General features: G+C 71.4%; 17 protein-coding genes. 11 read left to right on the top strand and 6 right to left on the bottom strand.

The genetic code is table 11. The annotated features are described in order from the left end of the window. Positions 1-75 precede the first annotated feature (75 nt). Positions 76-1,377, top strand: coding sequence for a cytochrome P450 (locus HMPREF0063_RS06520; protein WP_007077862.1), 1,302 nt, complete (start codon positions 76-78; stop codon positions 1,375-1,377). Positions 1,378-1,390: 13 nt separating this feature from the next. Here the strand turns inward: HMPREF0063_RS06520 and HMPREF0063_RS06515 are convergent, their stop codons facing one another. Next, positions 1,391-1,774 (bottom strand): outer membrane protein assembly factor BamD, encoded by a 384-nt coding sequence (locus HMPREF0063_RS06515; RefSeq protein ID WP_007077861.1) that lies wholly within the window; start codon positions 1,772-1,774, stop codon positions 1,391-1,393. A 20-nt stretch (positions 1,775-1,794) separates the two neighbouring features. Continuing rightward, positions 1,795-2,400 carry an MBL fold metallo-hydrolase gene (locus tag HMPREF0063_RS06510; protein WP_007077860.1) on the bottom strand — a complete coding sequence of 202 codons (606 nt, stop codon included), beginning with the start codon at positions 2,398-2,400 and terminating at the stop codon, positions 1,795-1,797. Positions 2,401-2,474: 74 nt separating this feature from the next. On the opposite strand from HMPREF0063_RS06510, the gene uvrA reads away from it, so the two are divergent. From uvrA to HMPREF0063_RS06460, 10 genes are all read left to right on the top strand, one after another. Continuing rightward, entirely contained in the window at positions 2,475-5,357 is a 2,883-nt protein-coding gene (gene uvrA / locus HMPREF0063_RS06505; RefSeq protein ID WP_007077859.1) for an excinuclease ABC subunit UvrA, read from the top strand. 9 nt (positions 5,358-5,366) lie between these two features. Continuing rightward, positions 5,367-7,313, top strand: coding sequence for an excinuclease ABC subunit UvrC (gene uvrC, locus HMPREF0063_RS06500; RefSeq protein ID WP_007077858.1), 1,947 nt, complete (start codon positions 5,367-5,369; stop codon positions 7,311-7,313). After that, positions 7,314-8,177: an RNase adapter RapZ gene (gene rapZ, locus HMPREF0063_RS06495; protein WP_007077857.1), complete on the top strand. Its 864-nt coding sequence runs from the start codon at positions 7,314-7,316 to the stop codon at positions 8,175-8,177. After that, positions 8,174-9,100 (top strand): gluconeogenesis factor YvcK family protein, encoded by a 927-nt coding sequence (locus tag HMPREF0063_RS06490; protein WP_007077856.1) that lies wholly within the window; start codon positions 8,174-8,176, stop codon positions 9,098-9,100. The genes rapZ and HMPREF0063_RS06490 overlap by 4 nt, the downstream gene beginning before the upstream one ends. Positions 9,101-9,110: 10 nt before the next feature. Further along, the gene (gene whiA, locus HMPREF0063_RS06485; RefSeq protein WP_040320609.1) at positions 9,111-10,088 is read left to right on the top strand and encodes a DNA-binding protein WhiA; all 978 of its coding nucleotides are present in this window, start codon (positions 9,111-9,113) and stop codon (positions 10,086-10,088) included. 64 nt (positions 10,089-10,152) lie between these two features. Beyond that, on the top strand, positions 10,153-11,157 hold the full coding sequence (gene gap, locus HMPREF0063_RS06480) for a type I glyceraldehyde-3-phosphate dehydrogenase (protein ID WP_007077854.1): 1,005 nt from the start codon (positions 10,153-10,155) through the stop codon (positions 11,155-11,157). 18 nt (positions 11,158-11,175) lie between these two features. Beyond that, entirely contained in the window at positions 11,176-12,372 is a 1,197-nt protein-coding gene (locus HMPREF0063_RS06475; protein ID WP_007077853.1) for a phosphoglycerate kinase, read from the top strand. Then, the gene (gene tpiA, locus HMPREF0063_RS06470) at positions 12,369-13,160 is read left to right on the top strand and encodes a triose-phosphate isomerase (protein WP_007077852.1); all 792 of its coding nucleotides are present in this window, start codon (positions 12,369-12,371) and stop codon (positions 13,158-13,160) included. Before HMPREF0063_RS06475 ends, tpiA begins: the two co-directional genes overlap by 4 nt. A 13-nt stretch (positions 13,161-13,173) precedes the next feature. After that, positions 13,174-13,410, top strand: a complete 237-nt coding sequence (secG, locus tag HMPREF0063_RS06465; protein WP_007077851.1) for a preprotein translocase subunit SecG — start codon at positions 13,174-13,176, stop codon at positions 13,408-13,410. Then, positions 13,410-13,763, top strand: coding sequence for an RNA polymerase-binding protein RbpA (locus HMPREF0063_RS06460; RefSeq protein WP_007077850.1), 354 nt, complete (start codon positions 13,410-13,412; stop codon positions 13,761-13,763). Before secG ends, HMPREF0063_RS06460 begins: the two co-directional genes overlap by 1 nt. Here the strand turns inward: HMPREF0063_RS06460 and pgl are convergent. From pgl to HMPREF0063_RS17080, 4 genes are read right to left on the bottom strand one after another with little or no spacing between them, the layout of a single operon-like run. After that, on the bottom strand, positions 13,760-14,431 hold the full coding sequence (gene pgl / locus HMPREF0063_RS06455; protein ID WP_007077849.1) for a 6-phosphogluconolactonase: 672 nt from the start codon (positions 14,429-14,431) through the stop codon (positions 13,760-13,762). The genes HMPREF0063_RS06460 and pgl overlap by 4 nt on opposite strands. Then, a complete protein-coding gene (locus HMPREF0063_RS06450; RefSeq protein ID WP_007077848.1) occupies positions 14,428-15,324 on the bottom strand; it encodes a glucose-6-phosphate dehydrogenase assembly protein OpcA in 897 nt (298 codons plus the stop codon). The genes pgl and HMPREF0063_RS06450 overlap by 4 nt, the downstream gene beginning before the upstream one ends. Next, positions 15,324-16,841 (bottom strand): glucose-6-phosphate dehydrogenase, encoded by a 1,518-nt coding sequence (gene zwf, locus HMPREF0063_RS06445; protein ID WP_007077847.1) that lies wholly within the window; start codon positions 16,839-16,841, stop codon positions 15,324-15,326. The genes HMPREF0063_RS06450 and zwf overlap by 1 nt, the downstream gene beginning before the upstream one ends. Then, positions 16,838-18,406 (bottom strand): glucose-6-phosphate isomerase, encoded by a 1,569-nt coding sequence (locus HMPREF0063_RS17080; protein WP_007077846.1) that lies wholly within the window; start codon positions 18,404-18,406, stop codon positions 16,838-16,840. Before HMPREF0063_RS17080 ends, zwf begins: the two co-directional genes overlap by 4 nt.

Genomic DNA, 18,406 nt, shown 5'->3' with positions numbered 1-18,406 from the left:
GGATGTTCCGCCGTTCGTCGCACCACCGTGGCGTGAATGTCAGGGCCGCGCAAGCATCCGTAGTAGTTTCGTGCCGTGTCTCAGGTCAGAGCGCGGCTGTCGTCGCTGGTGTCGGGGTGGATCAGCGAGTTCGTCGTCCGTCGCATCCGCAAGAAGGGCATCGACCTGTCGAGGCTCTCGTTCATCCCCGCGGAGACCAAGATCCCCCTGCAACGCGTGGGCATGGACCCCCTGCCGCAGATGCAGCAGTGGCGTGAGCAGCAGCCGATGCGCCGGCTCGACCTGCCGTTCGACTTCACGGCCTACCTCGTGACCGGGCACGAGCAGACGCGCGCGGTCCTCACCGATGCGCAGCACTACTCCACCGACATCCGGCACCTGTTCCTCGGCGACGGTCCGGCGACGTCGGACGATATCGGGGGTCTCGGGTTCACCGACCCGCCGGTGCACACCCGGCTCCGCAAGATCATCACGCCGGAGTTCACGATGCGCCGTCTCGCCCGTCTCGGGCCGGCGATCGAGACGACGGTCGACCGCCAGCTCGACGTGCTCGGAGCGGCCGCCGCGGGTGGCGTGCCCGTCGACCTCGCGGAGCACCTCGCCTTTCCTGTCCCCTTCCAGACCATCTGCGACCTGCTGGGTCTGGACTACGAGGACAGGGCCACCTTCGCCGGTCTCGGCAGCGCCCGGTTCGACGCCACCAACGGTGCTGCCGCCGCCTTCGGCGCCGTCTCGGCCCAGCGGGAGTTCCTGTTCGACGCGGTCGCCCGCCAGCGGGTCGAGCCGGGACCCGGTCTCATCGGGCAGATCATCCGGTCCGAGGGCGACGCGATCACCGACGTCGACCTCGCCGGTCTCGCCGACGGCGTGTTCACCGGCGGGTACGAGACCACGGCCGGCATGATCGCGCTCGGCACGATCGTGCTGCTGCGCGACCCGGCCTACGCGGCCCTGGTCCGGGAGGGAACCCCCGAGGACGTCGACCGGGTGGTCGAGGAGCTCCTGAGGTACCTGGCGGTCGTGCAGGTCGCCTTCCCCCGGTTCGCGCGTCGCGACATGGAGCTGTTCGGCACGCGGGTCAAGGCCGGCGACGTCATCCTCGCCTCGCTCAGCGCTGCCAACCGCGACCCCGCCGCGGCCGGCGGGCGTCCCGAGGAGTTCGACCCCCTGCGGGTGCCGACCAGCGGCCACCTCGCGTTCGGGCACGGCATCCATCGCTGCATCGGCGCCGAGCTGGCCCGCATGGAGCTGCGCGAGGTCCTGCCCCAGCTGCTCCGGCGCTTTCCCGACCTCGCCCTCGCCAAGCCCGAGAGCGAGCTGTCGTTCCGCCAGCTCAGCTTCGTGTTCGGGGTCGACGAGCTCCCCGTGACCCTCTGAGCCCCGGACCGGGTCAGGTGGGGACGGCGTCGTCGACGGGCGCGGTCTCGCACTGACCGAGGGTGATCGCCTGGTACCGGCGGAACTCCTCGGAGGTCCGGAAGGCCTCCACGTACTCGTCGGCGGGCAGGTCGGCGTAGTACTGCACCGCTTCCAGCAGGTCGTCGGCGACCGGGTCGTCGCTGAGGTCCGCGTAGTCGCGGGCCGGTTCGAGGGCCTCGCGGAACAGCTCGATCGTGCCGTCGACGTCGCCGGTGTTGAAGGCGTCGATGCCGGCACGCACCAGCTGGCAGGTCGTGTCGCCGGCCCGGTCCGGATCTTCGGCCGGTGCGTCGGTGCCCGTGCTGCAGGCGGTCAGCGCGACCGCGACGAGCATCATCCCGGCGGCCGTCCTCATGCTCCGAGCCTAGGCGCGGTTCACCATCCCCGCTCGCGCCACTCGGCCAGGTGCGGCCGCTCGGCACCGAGGGTGGTCCCCGCGCCGTGGCCCGGGTACACCTGCGTGTCGTCGTCGAAGCGGTCGAACAGCTCGCGCTCGACGTCGTCGATCAGTCGGGTGAAGTCCTCCGGCGACCAGGTCTTGCCGACGCCACCGGGGAAGAGCGAGTCGCCGGTGAACAGGTGCACCACCCCGTCGGGGTCGTCGTAGGCGAGCGCGATCGAGCCCGGCGTGTGACCGACCAGTCCGATGACCTCCAGCTCGCAGGACCCGACCCGCACCCGGGCGCCGGTGCGCACCCGGACGTCGACGGGGACCGGCAGCTCGTCGGCATCGGCCTCGCCCGCGACGGTCTCGGCCCCCGTCGCCGACACGACCTCGGCCAGGGCCTGCCAGTGGTCCCCGTGCCGGTGGGTCGTGACCACCCGGGCGAGACCTCCGTCACCCACCAGGTCGAGCAGCCGGTCGGCGTCGTTGGCGGCGTCGATCATGACCTGTTCGCCGGTGGTCGTGCAGCGCAGCAGGTAGGCGATGTTGTCCATCGGACCGACGGACAGGGGCGTGATCTCCAGCGAGTCGCTCATGGGGCCAGCCTGCCAGAGGTCGGCGGGCCTCCGCTCGACACGAAACTGTCGGGACCGCTCGTTAGGATCGTGCGGTGCCTCCTGTCAAGCGTGCCTCGACCGACACGATCGTCATCCGCGGTGCCCGTGAGCACAACCTGAAGGACGTCTCGCTGGACCTGCCGCGGGACTCCCTCATCGTGTTCACGGGGCTGTCCGGCTCCGGCAAGTCGTCCCTGGCCTTCGACACGATCTTCGCCGAGGGCCAGCGACGGTACGTGGAGTCGCTGTCGGCCTACGCCCGGCAGTTCCTCGGCCAGATGGACAAGCCCGACGTCGACTTCATCGAGGGGTTGTCGCCCGCGGTGTCGATCGACCAGAAGTCGACCTCGCGCAACCCTCGGTCGACCGTCGGCACCATCACCGAGGTGTACGACTACCTGCGGCTGCTGTACGCGCGCGCCGGCCGTCCGCACTGCCCCGAGTGCGGTGAGCCGATCAGCCGTCAGACGCCGCAGCAGATCGTCGACCGCATCCTCACCTCGCCCGAGGGCACCCGGTTCCAGGTGCTCGCCCCGATCATCCGCGGTCGCAAGGGGGAGTACACCGAGCTGTTCCGCCAGCTGCAGTCGCAGGGGTACAGCCGGGCCGTGGTCGACGGGTCCCTGCACAACCTCGCGGACGAGCCGCCCACGCTGGCCAAGCAGAAGAAGCACACGATCGACGTGGTCGTGGACCGCCTGCAGGCCAAGCCGAGCGCCCAGCAGCGGCTCACCGAGTCGGTCGAGACCGCGCTCGGCCTGGCCGACGGACTCGTGATCATCGACTTCGTCGACCTCGCCGACGACGACCCCGGGCGGACCCGCCGCTTCTCCGAGAAGCTGGCCTGCCCCAACGACCACCCGCTGGCCGTCGACGAGCTGGAACCGCGCTCCTTCTCGTTCAACGCCCCGTTCGGTGCCTGCCCGGAGTGCCACGGGCTGGGCACCCGCATGGAGGTCGACCCCGAGCTGGTCGTGCCCGACCCGGGCAAGAGCATCGACGAGGGTGCCATCACGCCGTGGTCGTCGGCCCACGTGTCGGAGTACTTCGGCCGACTCATCGACGCCCTCGGCACCGAGCTGGGGTTCAGCACCGGCACGCCCTACGGCGACCTGCCCGCGGAGGTGCAGCAGGCCCTCATGCACGGGCACCCCACCCAGGTCCACGTCACCTACACCAACCGGTACGGGCGCAAACGGTCGTACTTCACGACCTTCGAGGGCGCCATCTCGTACCTCGAGCGCCGGTACGCCGAGACCGAGTCCGACACCAACCGCGAGCGGCTCGAGGGCTTCATGCGGGAGGTGCCCTGCCGGGTCTGTCACGGCACGCGGCTGAAGCCGGTCATCCTGGGGGTCCGGCTCGACTCCGCCGAGTTCGGCCCGAAGAACATCGCCGATGTCGCCGCCCTGTCCATCGCGGAGGCGGCCGAGTACCTCAGCACGCTCGACATGACCGACCGCGAGCGCCAGATCGGCGAACGCGTGCTCAAGGAGATCAACGAGCGGCTCCGCTTCCTGCTCGACGTCGGCCTCGACTACCTGTCGTTGGACCGAGCCGCCGGGTCGTTGTCCGGCGGGGAGGCCCAGCGCATCCGCCTGGCCACCCAGATCGGTGCCGGGCTCGTCGGCGTGCTCTACGTCCTCGACGAGCCCTCGATCGGCCTGCACCAACGCGACAACCGCCGACTCATCGACACCCTGATCAGGCTGCGCGACCTCGGCAACACCCTGATCGTCGTGGAGCACGACGAGGACACCATCGCCGTGGCCGACTGGGTCGTCGACATCGGCCCCGGCGCGGGGGAGCACGGCGGCCAGGTCATCGTGTCGGGACCGGTCAAGAAGCTGTTGGCCAGCAAGGACTCGCTCACCGGCCAGTACCTGTCGGGTCGCCTCAGCATCCCGGTGCCCACCGAGCGTCGACCCCGCACCCCGGGTCGTGAGCTCACGGTCCACGGGGCCCGCGAGAACAACCTGCACGACATCGACGTCACGTTCCCGCTCGGACAGCTGGTCGCCGTCACCGGCGTGTCGGGGTCGGGCAAGTCGACGTTGGTCAACGACATCCTCTACTCCGCCCTGGCCCGCCGGGTGTACGGCGCCCGCACCATCCCCGGGCGGCACCGCGACATCACGGGGGTCGAGGAGGTCGACAAGGTCATCCACGTCGACCAGTCACCGATCGGCCGCACCCCTCGGTCCAACCCGGCCACCTACACGGGGGTCTTCGACCACGTCCGCAAGCTGTTCGCCCAGACGCCCGAGGCCAAGATGCGGGGCTACCAGCAGGGCCGGTTCTCCTTCAACGTCAAGGGCGGTCGGTGCGAGTCGTGCGCCGGCGACGGCACCTTGAAGATCGAGATGAACTTCTTGCCCGACGTCTACGTGCCGTGCGAGGTCTGCCACGGCGCGCGCTACAACCGCGAGACCCTCGAGGTGCACTACAAGGGCAAGACCATCGCGGACGTCCTCGACATGCCCATCGAGGAGGCCGTCGAGTTCTTCGAGGCCATCCCGGTGATCGCCCGCCACCTGCGCACGCTCGTCGAGGTCGGTCTGGGCTACGTGCGCCTGGGTCAGCCGGCCACCACGTTGTCCGGTGGCGAGTCCCAGCGGGTCAAGCTGTCGGCCGAGCTGCAGAAGCGCTCCACCGGACGCACCGTCTACGTGCTCGACGAGCCCACCACGGGCCTGCACTTCGAGGACATCCGCAAACTCCTCGGTGTGCTGCAGAAGATCGTCGACACCGGCAACTCCGTCATCGTGATCGAGCACAACCTCGACGTCATCAAGACCGCCGACTGGATCATCGACATGGGACCCGAGGGCGGCAACGGCGGCGGACGGGTCGTCGCCGAGGGCACGCCCGAGCAGGTCGCGGGCGTCGGAGCCAGCCACACCGGACGGTTCCTCGCGCCGTTGCTGACCTCCTAGGCTGACGGCGTGGCCGACCCCGCGACCTACCGACCCCGGCCGGGGGAGATCCCCACCGAGCCGGGGGTGTACCGCTTCCGCGACGAGGGCGGCCGGGTGATCTACGTCGGCAAGGCCAAGTCGCTGCGGCCGCGGCTGTCGTCGTACTTCGCCGACCTCGCCGGACTGCACGAGCGCACGCGTCGGATGGTCACGACGGCCGCGTCGGTCGAGTGGACCGTGGTCGGCACCGAGGTCGAGGCGCTCCAGCTGGAGTACACGTGGATCAAGGAGTTCGACCCGCGGTTCAACGTCAAGTACCGCGACGACAAGTCCTACCCCTGGCTCGCCGTGACCGTCGGCGAGGAGCATCCGCGGGTGCAGGTCATGCGGGGCACCCAGCGCAAGGGCGTCCGGTACTTCGGTCCCTACTCGCACGCCTGGGCCATCCGCGACACCGTCGACACGCTCCTGCGGGTCTTCCCGATGCGGTCGTGCTCCGCCGGGGTGTTCCGTCGCGCTGCCGCGATCGGTCGTCCGTGCCTGCTGGGCGACATCGGCAAGTGCGCGGCGCCCTGCGTCGGCCGGGTGTCGGCCGACGAGCACCGGGCGATCGTCGACGACTTCATGGCCTTCATGGCCGGCCAGACGGCGGGGTTCACCGCCCGCATCGAGCGCCGCATGGTCGAGGCGTCGGAGGCGATGGAGTACGAGCTCGCCGCGAAGCTGCGGGACGACCTCGGCGCCCTCGAGAAGGTGCTGGAGAAGCAGACGGTCGTGCTCGGCGACGGCACCGACGCCGACGTCCTGGGCTTCGAGGACGATCCCCTCGAGACGGCCGTGCAGATCTTCTCGGTGCGGGGAGGCCGGATCCGGGGCCAGCGGGGCTGGGTCGCCGACAAGGCCGAGGACGTCACCTTCGCCGACCTGGTCGAGCGAGCGGTCATGACCCTGTACCAGGACGCCGACCCCGGCGCGGTGCCGCGCGAGGTGCTGGTCCCGGAGCTGCCCGCCGACCACGAGGCGCTCGCGCAGCTGCTCGGCGAACGTCGAGGCGGCCCGGTCCGTCTCCGCGTCCCCCAGCGGGGGGACAAGCGTCAGCTGATGGAGACGGTGGAACAGAACGCCAAGCAGGCCCTCATGCGGCACCGGCTCAAGCGCAGCAGCGACCTCACCACGCGGAGCCTCGCCCTGGAGGAGATCCAGGCAGCACTGGACCTGCCCGACGCGCCCCTGCGCATCGAGTGCTTCGACATCTCCAACCTGCAGGGCACCGAGATCGTCGCCTCGATGGTGGTGTTCGAGGACGGGTTGCCCAAGAAGTCGGAGTACCGACGATTCGTCGTGCGTCACGAGGGCCAGAGCGACGTGGCCGCGATGCACGAGGTCGTCCGGCGACGCTTCGAGCGGCTGGTCGCCGCACGGGCGGGTCTGGAGGAGGGCGAGACCGAGGGCGGCATCGACCCCGAGACGGGCCGACCACGCCGGTTCGCCTACACGCCGAGCCTGGTGGTCGTCGACGGCGGACCACCCCAGGTCGAGGCGGCTCGCCGGGCCATGGCCGAGGTCGGCATCACCGACGTGGCCCTGTGCGGGCTGGCCAAGCGCCTGGAGGAGGTCTGGCTGCCGCGCGACGAGCACCCGGTGATCCTGCCGCGCACCAGCGAGGGTCTCTACCTGCTGCAGCGGGTCCGGGACGAGGCCCACCGCTTCGCGATCACCCATCACCGCGGTCGGCGCAGCAAGTCGATGGTCGACTCGGTCCTCGACGACGTCGCCGGACTCGGTCCCACCCGCCGCAAGGCCCTGATGCGGCAGTTCGGATCGTTGAAGCGACTGCGGGCCGCGACGGTCGAGGAGGTCGCGCAGGTACCCGGGATCGGTCCGGCTACGGCACAATCCATCGTGCAGGCCGTGGCCGCCGCCGCGCCGACCACGGCGGTCAACACCGCCACCGGCGAGATCGTGGAGGACTGAATGAGTCGACTCACCGAGTTCGTGCTGGTCACGGGGATGACGGGGGCCGGTCGCGGCACCGCGGCCAAGGTGCTGGAGAAGCTGGACTACTACGTCATCGACAACATCCCGCCCGCACTGCTGGAGCAGGCCGTCACGACGGTCGAGGCGTCCGACGACATCGACCGGCTCGCCGTGGTCGTCGACGCCCGGTCGAGATCGTTCTTCGGCGACCTCGTCGACGTGCTGGAACGTCTGCGCGACCGCGGCGCCGACGCCAAGATCCTCTACCTCGAGGCCGCCGACGAGGTCCTGGTGCGTCGACAGGAAGCCGCCCGGAGGCCGCACCCGCTGAGCCTCGAGGGTCGGTTGATGGACGGGTTCGACCGCGAGCGCGAGCTGTTGCGGCGGGTCCGTGGCCGTGCCGACATCGTCGTCGACACCAGCCGCCTCAACACCCACCAGCTGGGTCAGCGGTTGCGGGCGGCGTTCGAGAACCCCGACGGCGGCCGGTTGCGGGCCTCGGTCATGTCGTTCGGCTTCAAGTACGGCATCCCGATCGATGCCGACATGGTCGCCGACATGCGGTTCCTGCCGAACCCCTACTGGGAGCCGGAGCTGCGACCCATGAGCGGCTTGGACGATCCGGTCCGCGAGTTCGTCCGGAGGCAGCCCCGGGCCGAGGAGTTCCTCGACCAGTACGAGGCCCTCGTCGCCCTGCTGACCGACGGCTACGTGCGCGAGGACAAGCACTTCCTCTCGATCGCGATCGGCTGCACCGGGGGGCGCCACCGCAGCGTCGCGATGTCCGAGGCGTTCGCGGAGCGGTTGAGGGCGCGGGGGGTCAAGACGCTCGTCGTGCACCGCGACCTGGGGCGCGAGTGAGCCCCCGGGTCGTCGCCCTCGGTGGTGGTCACGGACTCGCGGCCAGCCTCACGGCCCTGCGCCGGGTCACCACCAAGCTGACGGGGGTCGTGACGGTGGCCGACAACGGCGGGTCCTCCGGACGGCTCCGGCGGGAGCTGGACATCCTGCCGCCGGGCGACCTGAGGATGGCCCTGGCGGCGCTCAGCGGCGACGACGAACGCGGCGAGCGCTGGGTCGGGGTGCTGCAGCACCGGTTCGGCGGCGACGGCCCGCTGGCCGGGCACGCCCTCGGGAACCTGCTGATCGCCGCCATCTGGGACATCCTCGGTGAGCACGTCGCCGGCCTCGACCTGGTGGGGGAGCTGCTCGGCTCGCAGGGCAGGGTCCTGCCGATGGCCGCCGTCCCCCTGGACATCGAGGCCGACGTCCACCTCGACGCGGCTCCGGACCGTCTCACCGTGGTGCGCGGCCAGGCCGAGGTCGCCACCGTCGCCGGTCAGGTCGTGGCGGTGCGGCTGGACCCCGCCGACCCACCGGCCTGTCCCGAGGCCGTCCAGGCGGTCACCGCCGCCGACTGGGTCGTCGTCGGGCCGGGCTCCTGGTTCACCAGCGTCATGCCCACCCTGCTGGTGCCGGCGCTCCGCGACGCTCTCGTCTCCACCTCGGCGCGACGGCTTCTCGTCCTCAACCTGGCCGGCGACGCCGAGACCGCCGGGATGCGGCCCACCGACCACCTGGAGGTGTTGGCGGCCCATGCCCCGGACCTGCGGCTGGACGCCGTCCTCGCCGACTCGTCCATGGTCGACGACCACCTGGGCCGGGCGGCCGGCGAGCTCGGCGCCGAGCTGGTCGTCGCCGACGTGGCCCGCGCACGAGGTGTCGACCAGCACGACCCCGGCCGGCTCGCGGGGGCGTTCTCGAGACTGCTGGGGCAGGCATAGAGTGGCCGTCATGGCGATGACGGCACAGGTGAAGTCCGAGCTGGCGGCCACCACCGTCACCAAGGCGTGCTGCCGCAAGGCGGAGGTCGCCACGATCCTGCGCTTCGCCGGTGGCCTGCACCTGGTGGCGGGGCGGATCGTGGTCGAGGCCGAGCTCGACACCGGTGCGGCCGCGCGCCGGCTCCGCAAGGACATCGCCGAGCTGTACGGGCACCCGTGCGAGGTGCTGGTGATGCAGCCGGCCGGCCTGCGCAAGCAGACCCACTACGTCGTCCGGGTCGCCAAGGACGGCGACACCCTCGCCCGCCAGACCGGGCTCGTCGACGCCAGCGGTCGCCCGGTCCGCGGGCTCCCGCCGCAGGTCGTCTCCGGAGCGTCCTGCGACGCCGTGGCGGCGTGGAGAGGCGCGTTCCTGGCCCACGGCTCGCTCACCGAACCGGGCCGGTCGTCGTCGCTGGAGATCAGCTGTCCCGGCACCGAGGCCGCTCTCGCGCTGGTGGGTGCGGCCCGCCGGCTGGGCATCGTCGCCAAGGCCAAGGAGGTCCGTGGCCTCGACCGCGTGGTCATCCGCGACGGCGAGGCCATCGGTGCCCTGCTGACCCGCCTCGGCGCCCACGAGGCGCTGCTGGCCTGGGAGGAGCGCCGGATGCGCCGTGAGGTGCGGGCCACGGCCAACCGCCTGGCCAACTTCGACGACGCCAACCTGCGACGCTCGGCCCGCGCGGCTGTCGCCGCGGGCGCCCGCGCGCAGCGTGCCCTCGAGCTCCTGGGCGACGACGTCCCCGACCACCTGCGGCTCGCCGGCTCGTTGCGCGTCGAGCACCGCCAGGCGAGCCTGGAGGAGCTCGGTCAGCTGCACGAGCCGGTGCTCACCAAGGACGCCATCGCGGGACGCATCCGCCGGTTGCTCGCCATGGCCGACAAGCGCGCCGAGGAGCTGGGCGTGCCCGGCACCGAGGCCGGCCTGGACGACGCCGACGAGGACTGACTCGCCGGTAGCGCGGCCGCTTCGTTAGAGTGGGCCGACCCTCCACCACGACCCCAGGAGAGACGTGACTGTACGCGTTGGCATCAATGGCTTTGGCCGCATCGGCCGCAACTTCTTCCGAGCAGCGCGAGCCGCCGGCGCCGACTTCGAGATCGTCGCGGTCAACGACCTGACCGACAACAGGACGCTCGCCACGCTGCTGAAGTACGACTCGATCCTGGGCCGCCTCGACGCCGACGTCACCTTCGACGACGAGTCCATCACGGTGGGCGGTCAGCGCATCGCGGCGTTCGCCGAGCGGGACCCGGCGAAGCTCGACTGGGCGGGCGCCGGGGTCGACATCGTCATCGAGTCCACCGGTTTCTTCACCGACGCCACGAAGGCCAAGGCGCACGTCGACGGCGGGGCCAAGAAGGTCATCATCTCCGCCCCGGCGAAGAACGAGGACATCACCGTCGTCATGGGCGTCAACCACGAGCTGTACGACCCGGCCGCTCACACCGTCATCTCCAACGCCTCGTGCACGACCAACTGCCTCGCACCGATGGCCAAGGCGCTCAACGACGCCCTGGGCATCGAGAAGGGCCTGATGACGACGATCCACGCCTACACGCAGGACCAGAACCTGCAGGACGCCCCGCACTCGGACCTGCGCCGCGCCCGGGCCGCCGCGATCAACATCGTCCCGACCTCCACGGGCGCCGCCAAGGCCGTCAGCCTCGTGCTGCCCGAGCTCAAGGGCAAGCTCGACGGCTACGCGCTGCGGGTGCCGGTGCCCACCGGGTCGGCCACCGACCTGACCTTCACCGCGAGTCGCGAGACCACGGTCGAGGAGGTCAACGAGATCATGAAGGCCGCCGCCGACGGACCCATGAAGGGCTACCTGACGTACACGTCGGACCCCATCGTGTCGTCCGACATCGTCACCGACCCCGCCTCGAGCATCTTCGACTCCGGCCTGACCAAGGTCATCGGCGACCAGGTCAAGGTCGTCAGCTGGTACGACAACGAGTGGGGCTACTCCAACCGTCTGGTCGACCTGGTCACCCACGTCGGCTCGTCCCTCTGAGCAGCGTCGGTCCCGCCGGTGAAGACGCTCCACGACCTCGGTGACCTGCGCGGACGACGCGTGCTGGTCCGCAGCGACCTGAACGTCCCGCTCGACGGGTCGACGATCACCGACGACGGCCGGATCCGGGCGAGTCTGCCGACGCTGCAGACTCTCCTCGACGCGGGCGCCCGTGTCCTGGTCACGGCCCACCTGGGCCGGCCGAAGGGCGAACCCGACCCGGCCCACTCGCTGCGGCCCGTGGCCGACCGCCTGTCCGAGCTGCTCGGACGACCGGTCGGTTTCGCGGCCGACACCGTCGGGCGGGAGGCCCAGCGGGCCAGCGCCGAGCTGTCCGACGGCGAGCTGGTGGTGCTCGAGAACGTGCGGTTCAACGCCGGCGAGACCTCGAAGGACGATGCCGTGCGCGGGGCCTTCGCCGACGAGCTGGCGGCGCTGGCCGACCTGTTCGTCTCCGACGGTTTCGGCGTCGTGCACCGCAAGCAGGCGAGTGTGTACGACGTCGCGTCCCGGCTGCCCGCCGCCGTCGGCGGTCTGGTGCAGACCGAGGTGGAGGTCCTGCAGCGCCTCACCTCGACGCCCGAACGGCCCTACGTGGTGGTGCTCGGAGGCTCGAAGGTCTCCGACAAGCTCGGCGTCATCGACCATCTCCTCGACAAGGCCGACACGCTGCTGATCGGCGGGGGCATGGTCTTCACCTTCCTGGCCGCACAGGGGCACGACGTGGGGTCGTCCCTGCTGGAGACCGACCAGGTCGACATCGCCCGGGGCTACCTCGACCGGGCCGCCGCCCAGGGTGTCGAGCTGGTCCTGCCCACCGACATCGTCGTGGCGCCGGCCTTCGCGGCCGACGCGCCGGCCACCGTCGTGGACGCCGGCTCGATCCCGTCCGACCAGATGGGGCTGGACATCGGGCCGGACTCGGCCGCCCGGTTCGCGCAGATCATCACCAGCGCCCGCACGGTGTTCTGGAACGGGCCCATGGGCGTGTTCGAGTTCCCCGCGTTCGCCGACGGCACCCGTGCCGTGGCGGACGCCCTCACCCGGACCGACGGCCTGTCGGTCGTGGGCGGCGGAGACTCCGCCGCCGCCGTACGGGCGCTGGGCTTCACCGACGACCAGTTCGGTCACATCTCGACGGGCGGTGGAGCGAGCCTGGAGTACCTCGAGGGCGCCACGCTCCCCGGCCTGTCCATCCTGGAGGACGTCTCATGACCCGCACCCCGCTGATGGCCGGCAACTGGAAGAGCAACCTGAACCACCAGGAGGCCGTGGTCCTGGTCCAGAAGCTGGCGTGGACCCTGCAGGACAAGAAGCACGACTTCGCGCGGGCCGAGGTCGTCGTGATCCCGCCGTTCACCGACCTGCGCAGCGTGCAGACCCTCGTGGACGGCGACCACCTGGGGCTCGGCTACGGCGCCCAGGACGTCTCCGAGCACGACGGCGGCGCCTACACCGGCGAGATCTCCGCTGCCATGCTGGCCAAGCTGGGATGCGGCTACGTGGTCGTGGGGCACTCCGAGCGCCGCGAGCACCACGACGAGTCCGATCAGGTCGTCAACACCAAGGCCGGGCGGGCCCTGGCGGCCGGCATCACGCCGATCGTCTGTGTCGGGGAGGGCCTGGAGGTCCGCCGAGCGGGCGAGCACGTCGCGCACACGCTGGCCCAGGTCGACGGATCCCTCGCGGGATTCACCCCCGAGCAGGTCGCCGGCCTGGTCATCGCGTACGAGCCGGTGTGGGCGATCGGCACCGGTGAGGTGGCCACCCCCGAGGACGCGCAGGAGGTCTGCGAGGCCATCCGGGGACGTGTCGCGGAGACCTTCTCGTCGGAGGCCGCCGCTGCGGTGCGTATCCTGTACGGCGGATCGGTGAAAGCGGCGAACGTCGCGGCGATCATGGCGAAGTCCGACGTCGACGGCGCCTTGGTCGGCGGGGCCAGCCTCCAGGCGGAGGAGTTCGCCGGGATCGCCCGGTTCTACGCCCTGCCCCCCGTCTCCTGAGGAAAGCCCCACCGTGATCCTGATCTTCTCGATCGTCCTGACGCTCAGCAGCCTGCTGCTGATCGTCCTCGTGCTGATGCACAAGGGTCGTGGGGGCGGCCTGTCCGACATGTTCGGTGGCGGCGTCTCCAGTTCTCTCGGGGGTTCATCGGTCGCCGAGCGCAACCTCGACCGGATCACCGTCGGCATCGCCGTCGTGTGGGCCGTGTCGGTGATCGCCCTCGGCCTGTTGTTGAAGGTGAGCAACTAATGGCAGCAGGCGCCATCCGCGGCAGCCGGATCGGCTCGGGCCCCATGGGCGAGGCCGAGCGCGGCGAGGCCGCACCCCGTCAGCGCGTCGTCTACTTCTGCATCCACGACCACGAGACGGTGCTGAACTTCTCGGTCGAGGCCGAGGTGCCGGAGACCTGGGACTGTCCGCGCTGCGGCATGCCGGCCAGCCCCGACAGCGACAACCGGCCCACGGCGCCGAAGACCGAGCCGTACAAGACGCACCTGGCCTACGTGAAGGAACGTCGCAGCGACGACGAGGCGCAGCAGATCCTCGCCGAGGCGATCGACCTGCTGCGGTCGCGTCGCAAGTCCGGCGAGGTCATCTTCTAGCCTGCTGACGCCTCGTCGTCGGTGAGCCAGAGCGTCTCGCCGCGTCCACGGACGCCGCGGGCGGGCGTCTCGTCGACCGTCCCGTCGTCGGCACGAGCGCGTGCCACGGCCGCTGCCTTCTCCGCACCCGACACGAGGAACCACACGGCCTCGGTGTCGTTGAGCGTCGGGAACGTCAGCGTGAGTCGCACCGGCGGGGGCTTCGGGGAGTCGAACACCTCGGCGACCGGCCGCTCGGTCTCGTGCAGCTGGGGGAAGCCGGGGAACAGCGACGCCACGTGACCGTCGGGCCCCAGGCCCAGCAGCACGAGGTCGAAACCGGAGGCAGGCAGGGTGGCGGCATATGCGTCAGCCGCTTCCCGGGCCGACCAGGCGCAGTCGTGCGCGCCGAAGGCGTGGACGTGCGCGGCCGGGACGCCGAGGCGGTCCAGGAAGGCGTCGCGTGCCTGCTGGTCGTTGCGGTCGGTGTGGCCGTCGGGCACGAAGCGCTCGTCACCCCACCAGAAGTCGACGTCCGACCAGTCGACGCCGGCGGCCGACAGCTCGCGGTACGCGGCCACGGCGATCGTGCCCCCGGTCAGGGCGACCCGGGGCCTGCGGCCGGTCGCCTGGATGTCGACGAGCCGTTGCTCCAGGCGGCGGGCGATCCGCTCGGCGAGCGACGTCACGACGACGCCTGCAGGTGGGCGAGCGTCTCGGCGTACACCTCGTCGGCGTCGAGCCGGCGCAGGTCCTCGGCGAGCAGCTCGGCGAGTCCCCGTGCCGCCAGGGGCACCTGTCGCGAACGGGACCCCGGGACGCTGAACTCGCCCGACGACGCGTCCAGACGCTCGATCCGGATGTCGCCCGCCTCGGTCTGCAGCACGACGGAGGTGATCTGCTCGTCCGTGGTCGGTCGTCGTCGTACCGGGACCCCGAGGCGCAGCTCCAACCAGGCGATCAGCAGGGCGGCCACCGGGTTGGACCCGTGGGCCGTCACCTCACCTCCGGTGACCCCGGCCGGGGACTGGTCGACGGCGGCGGCGAGCAGAGCACGCCACGGCGTGAGACGCGTCCAGGACAGGTCGGTGTCGCCCGGGGTGTAGGTGGTGGCCCTCAGCGCCCGCACGGGAGAACCGGTCGACTCCGCGTCGGTGAGCCGGCGGCGCGCCAGTCGGCCGATCGGGTCCTCCGCCGGCCGGACGGGCGCCCGGCTCGGCCACCACACGACGACGGGGGAGTCCGGGAGCAGCAGCGGCAGCGCGACCGACTCGGCGTGCTGGGTCAGCGGGCCCGACATGCGCAGCAGCAGGGACTCACCGGACGCACTCTCGCCCACCCGCACCGTGGCGTCCAGGCGAGGTGCACCGCGACCGTCGCCGAGGATCACGCCGATGACGCGCGCCGGGTGCTCGCGGGCCACCTCCGTGGCCGCCTTGAGGGCGCCGGCGACGTACTCCTCGTCGGTGACGACCAGCAGCGTGAGCACCATGTCCATCGCGGGGCTGCCGGCTGCCACCCGGGCGCGCACGAGGGCCTTGGCGATCTCGGCGGCATCGGTCTGCTCGAGCGTGATCTCCATCAGGGCCTCCGCCAGGTGCGTCCGTCGACGGCGAGCATCTCGTCGGCCGAGGGCGGGCCCCAGGTGCCGGCCGGGTAGGTGTCGATGTCCTCGCGGTCCTTCCAGTGCGCGATGACGGGGTCGAGGATCCGCCACGCCATCTCGACCTCCTCGTGCCGCGGGAAGAGGGGCGGGTCGCCGAGCAGCACGTCCAGGATGAGGCGTTCGTAGGCCTCGGGACTGCTCTCGACGAACGACCCGCCGTAGGCGAAGTCCATGTTCACGTCCCGGATCTCCATCTGGGTGCCGGGCACCTTGGCGCCGAACCGCAGGGTGACACCCTCGTCGGGCTGGATGCGCATGACGAGCGCGTTCTGGCCGAGGTCCTCGGTCTCGCCGGACCCGAAGGGGGTCGCCGCCGCTCGCTTGAAGACCACGGCGACCTCGGTGACGCGTCGTCCGAGTCGTTTGCCGGTGCGCAGGTAGAACGGCACGCCGGCCCACCGGCGGGTCTCCACGTCGATGCGCATCGCGGCGTAGGTCTCGGCCCGCGAGTCGTCGGGGACGCCGTCCTCCTCCAGGTAGCCGGGGACGGGAACCCCACCGGCCCAGCCCGCCACGTACTGCGCCTGCGCGGTGTGGAGGTCCATCCGGTCCGGGGTGCGGGCCACGGCGAGGATCTTCTGCTTCTCGGTGCGCAGGGCGTCGGCGGTGAACGAGATCGGCTCCTCCATGGCCACGAGCGCCAGCAGCTGCAGCAGGTGGTTCTGGATCACGTCGCGGGCCGCGCCGATGTCGTCGTAGTAGCCGGCACGGCTGCCGATGCCCATGTCCTCGGCCATGGTGATCTGCACGTGGTCGACGTAGTGGTTGTTCCAGACCGGCTCGAACATGCCGTTGGCGAACCGGAACGCCAAGATGTTCTGCACCGTCTCCTTGCCGAGGTAGTGGTCGATCCGGAAGATGCTCTCGCTGTCGAAGACCCCGCCGACCAGCTCGTTGAGTTCCTGGGCCGAGGCGAGGTCGTGGCCGAAAGGCTTCTCGATGACGACCCGGCGCCACCCGGTGTCGGAGTGCGCCAGTCCGTGCCGGTCCAGGGCGGCCACGACCGTCGGGAAGAGCCCCGGTGGGATCGACAGGTAGAACGCGTGGTTGCCGCCCGTGCCCTGCTGCTCGTCGAGCTCGGCGATCGTGGCTCCCAGCTCCTCCCACGAGGCGTCGTCGTCGAACTCGCCGGGGACGAACCGCAGGCCGTCGGCCAGCTGGCGCCAGACGCTCTCCCGCCACGGGGTGCGCGCTCCGGCCCGGGCCGCCTCCCGGAAGGTCTCGGCGAAACCGTCGGTGCCGATGTCCCGCCGGGCGAACCCGACGAGCGCGAACCCGGGCGGCAGCAGGCCCCGGTTGGCCAGGTCGTACACGGCGGGCAGCAGCTTGCGCTGCGCGAGGTCCCCGGTGATGCCGAACATGACCAGGCTGCAGGGCCCGGCGATGCGGGGGAGCCGGCGGTCGCGCGGGTCGCGCAGGGGGTTGGCCGTCACGCGAGGATCGCTGCCAGCCGGTCGAGGTCGCGCGGGACGTCTGTCAGGTGCAGGCGCAGGACGGGCCGGTCGTGGCCGCGCAGGACCTGGGCGTCGCCCTCGGCCTGTGAGGCCAGGAACGACCCGAAGGTGAACTCGCGCCCCGGTACCGGCAGGTCCTCGACCGGCTCGCCCGTGATCTGCAGGAAGACCCCGTTGGGGGTGCCGCCCTTGTGGTACTGGCCGGTGGAGTGCAGGAAGCGTGGACCCCAGCCGAACGTGACGGGTCGCCCCGTGCGCCGGGCCAGACGGTCGCGGACCGCGGCGAAGTCGGCGTGCTCCCAGCGGTCGAGGTAGACCTGCACGGCGAGGTAGTCGGTGTCGCCCAGCCGGTCGAGCAGCTCGGCCACGGCGCTCCCGACGTCACCGGTCGACGACCCGTGGACCTCGATGCGCTCGTCGGTGAAGTCCGCCGTCGACGTCTCGGCGGAGCCCTCGAGCAGACCACGGGCCGCGGCCTTGGCGCTCTCGACGTCGGGCTGGTCGAACGGGTTGATGCCCAGGATCTCGCCCGCGACCGACGTCGCGACCTCCCACAGCAGCATCTGCGCGCCGAGCGGCAGGTCGATCGACGCGGCGTAGCCCGAGGCGCCGACCGGACCGTCGGCGTCGCCCAGGGTCACGGTCACGGTGTCGGGCAGGGGCGTCGCGATCTCCGGGGCGGAGGCGTCGGCGACCACCACGGGCAGCACGCCGCGACCTCGCTTGCCGGTGGACTCCGCGACGAGCTGTTCGATCCAGTCGCCCAGACCGGCGCCGGTGTGGTCGAGCAGGACCAGCTTCTCGACGTCGTTGTCGGCGGCGACCCCCAGGAGCGTGCCCAGGCGCAGGGCCCGGTTCTCCACGGAGTCACCGAAGAACTCGGCGTGCACCGACGCCGCGTCCTCCAGGAGAGCGGCGAGCGGCACCCCGGCCAGCCCGCACGGCACGAGGCCGAACGCGGTCAGGGCCGAGTAGCGGCCGCCGACGTTCGGGTCGGCACGGAACACGCGGTAGCCGGCCGCCGTCGCCTGCTCGTCGAGCGGCGAACCGGGATCGGTGACCACCACGAGGTGGCGGGCGGGGTCCAGACCCGCGTCGGTGAAGGCGGCCTCGAAGGCTCGCCGGGCGCTGTCGGTCTCCACCGTGCCGCCGGACTTGCTGGACACCACCACGACCGCCCGCTCGAGCCGGTCGGCCAGGGCCGTGCGCACCATGTCGGGGTGCGAGGAGTCGACCACGGTGAGCTCGACCCCGGCCGCCCGGCAGATCACCTCGGGCGCGAGCGACGACCCGCCCATGCCGCACAGCACGACGTGGTCGAGACCGTGGTCCCGCAGCTCGGTGCGCAGCGACGCGATGCGGGGGAGCAGGGGTCGCGAGGTGCGGGCGAGATCGATCCACCCCAGTCGCCGGGCGGCCTCCTCGGCGGCGGGCCGCCCCCAGAGGCTCGCGTCGTGGGATCCCAGCCGGGAGGCGAACGACTCGTCGACCAACCGGCGCAGGACCCGCTCGTAGGAGCGCACCGGCGCGGTGAACGCGACCAT

This window comes from Aeromicrobium marinum DSM 15272, assembly GCF_000160775.2.
GTDB lineage: Bacteria > Actinomycetota > Actinomycetes > Propionibacteriales > Nocardioidaceae > Aeromicrobium > Aeromicrobium marinum.
The sequence above is the reverse complement of the archived record's forward strand: the minus strand, read 5'-3'. Positions and strand labels throughout refer to the sequence as shown.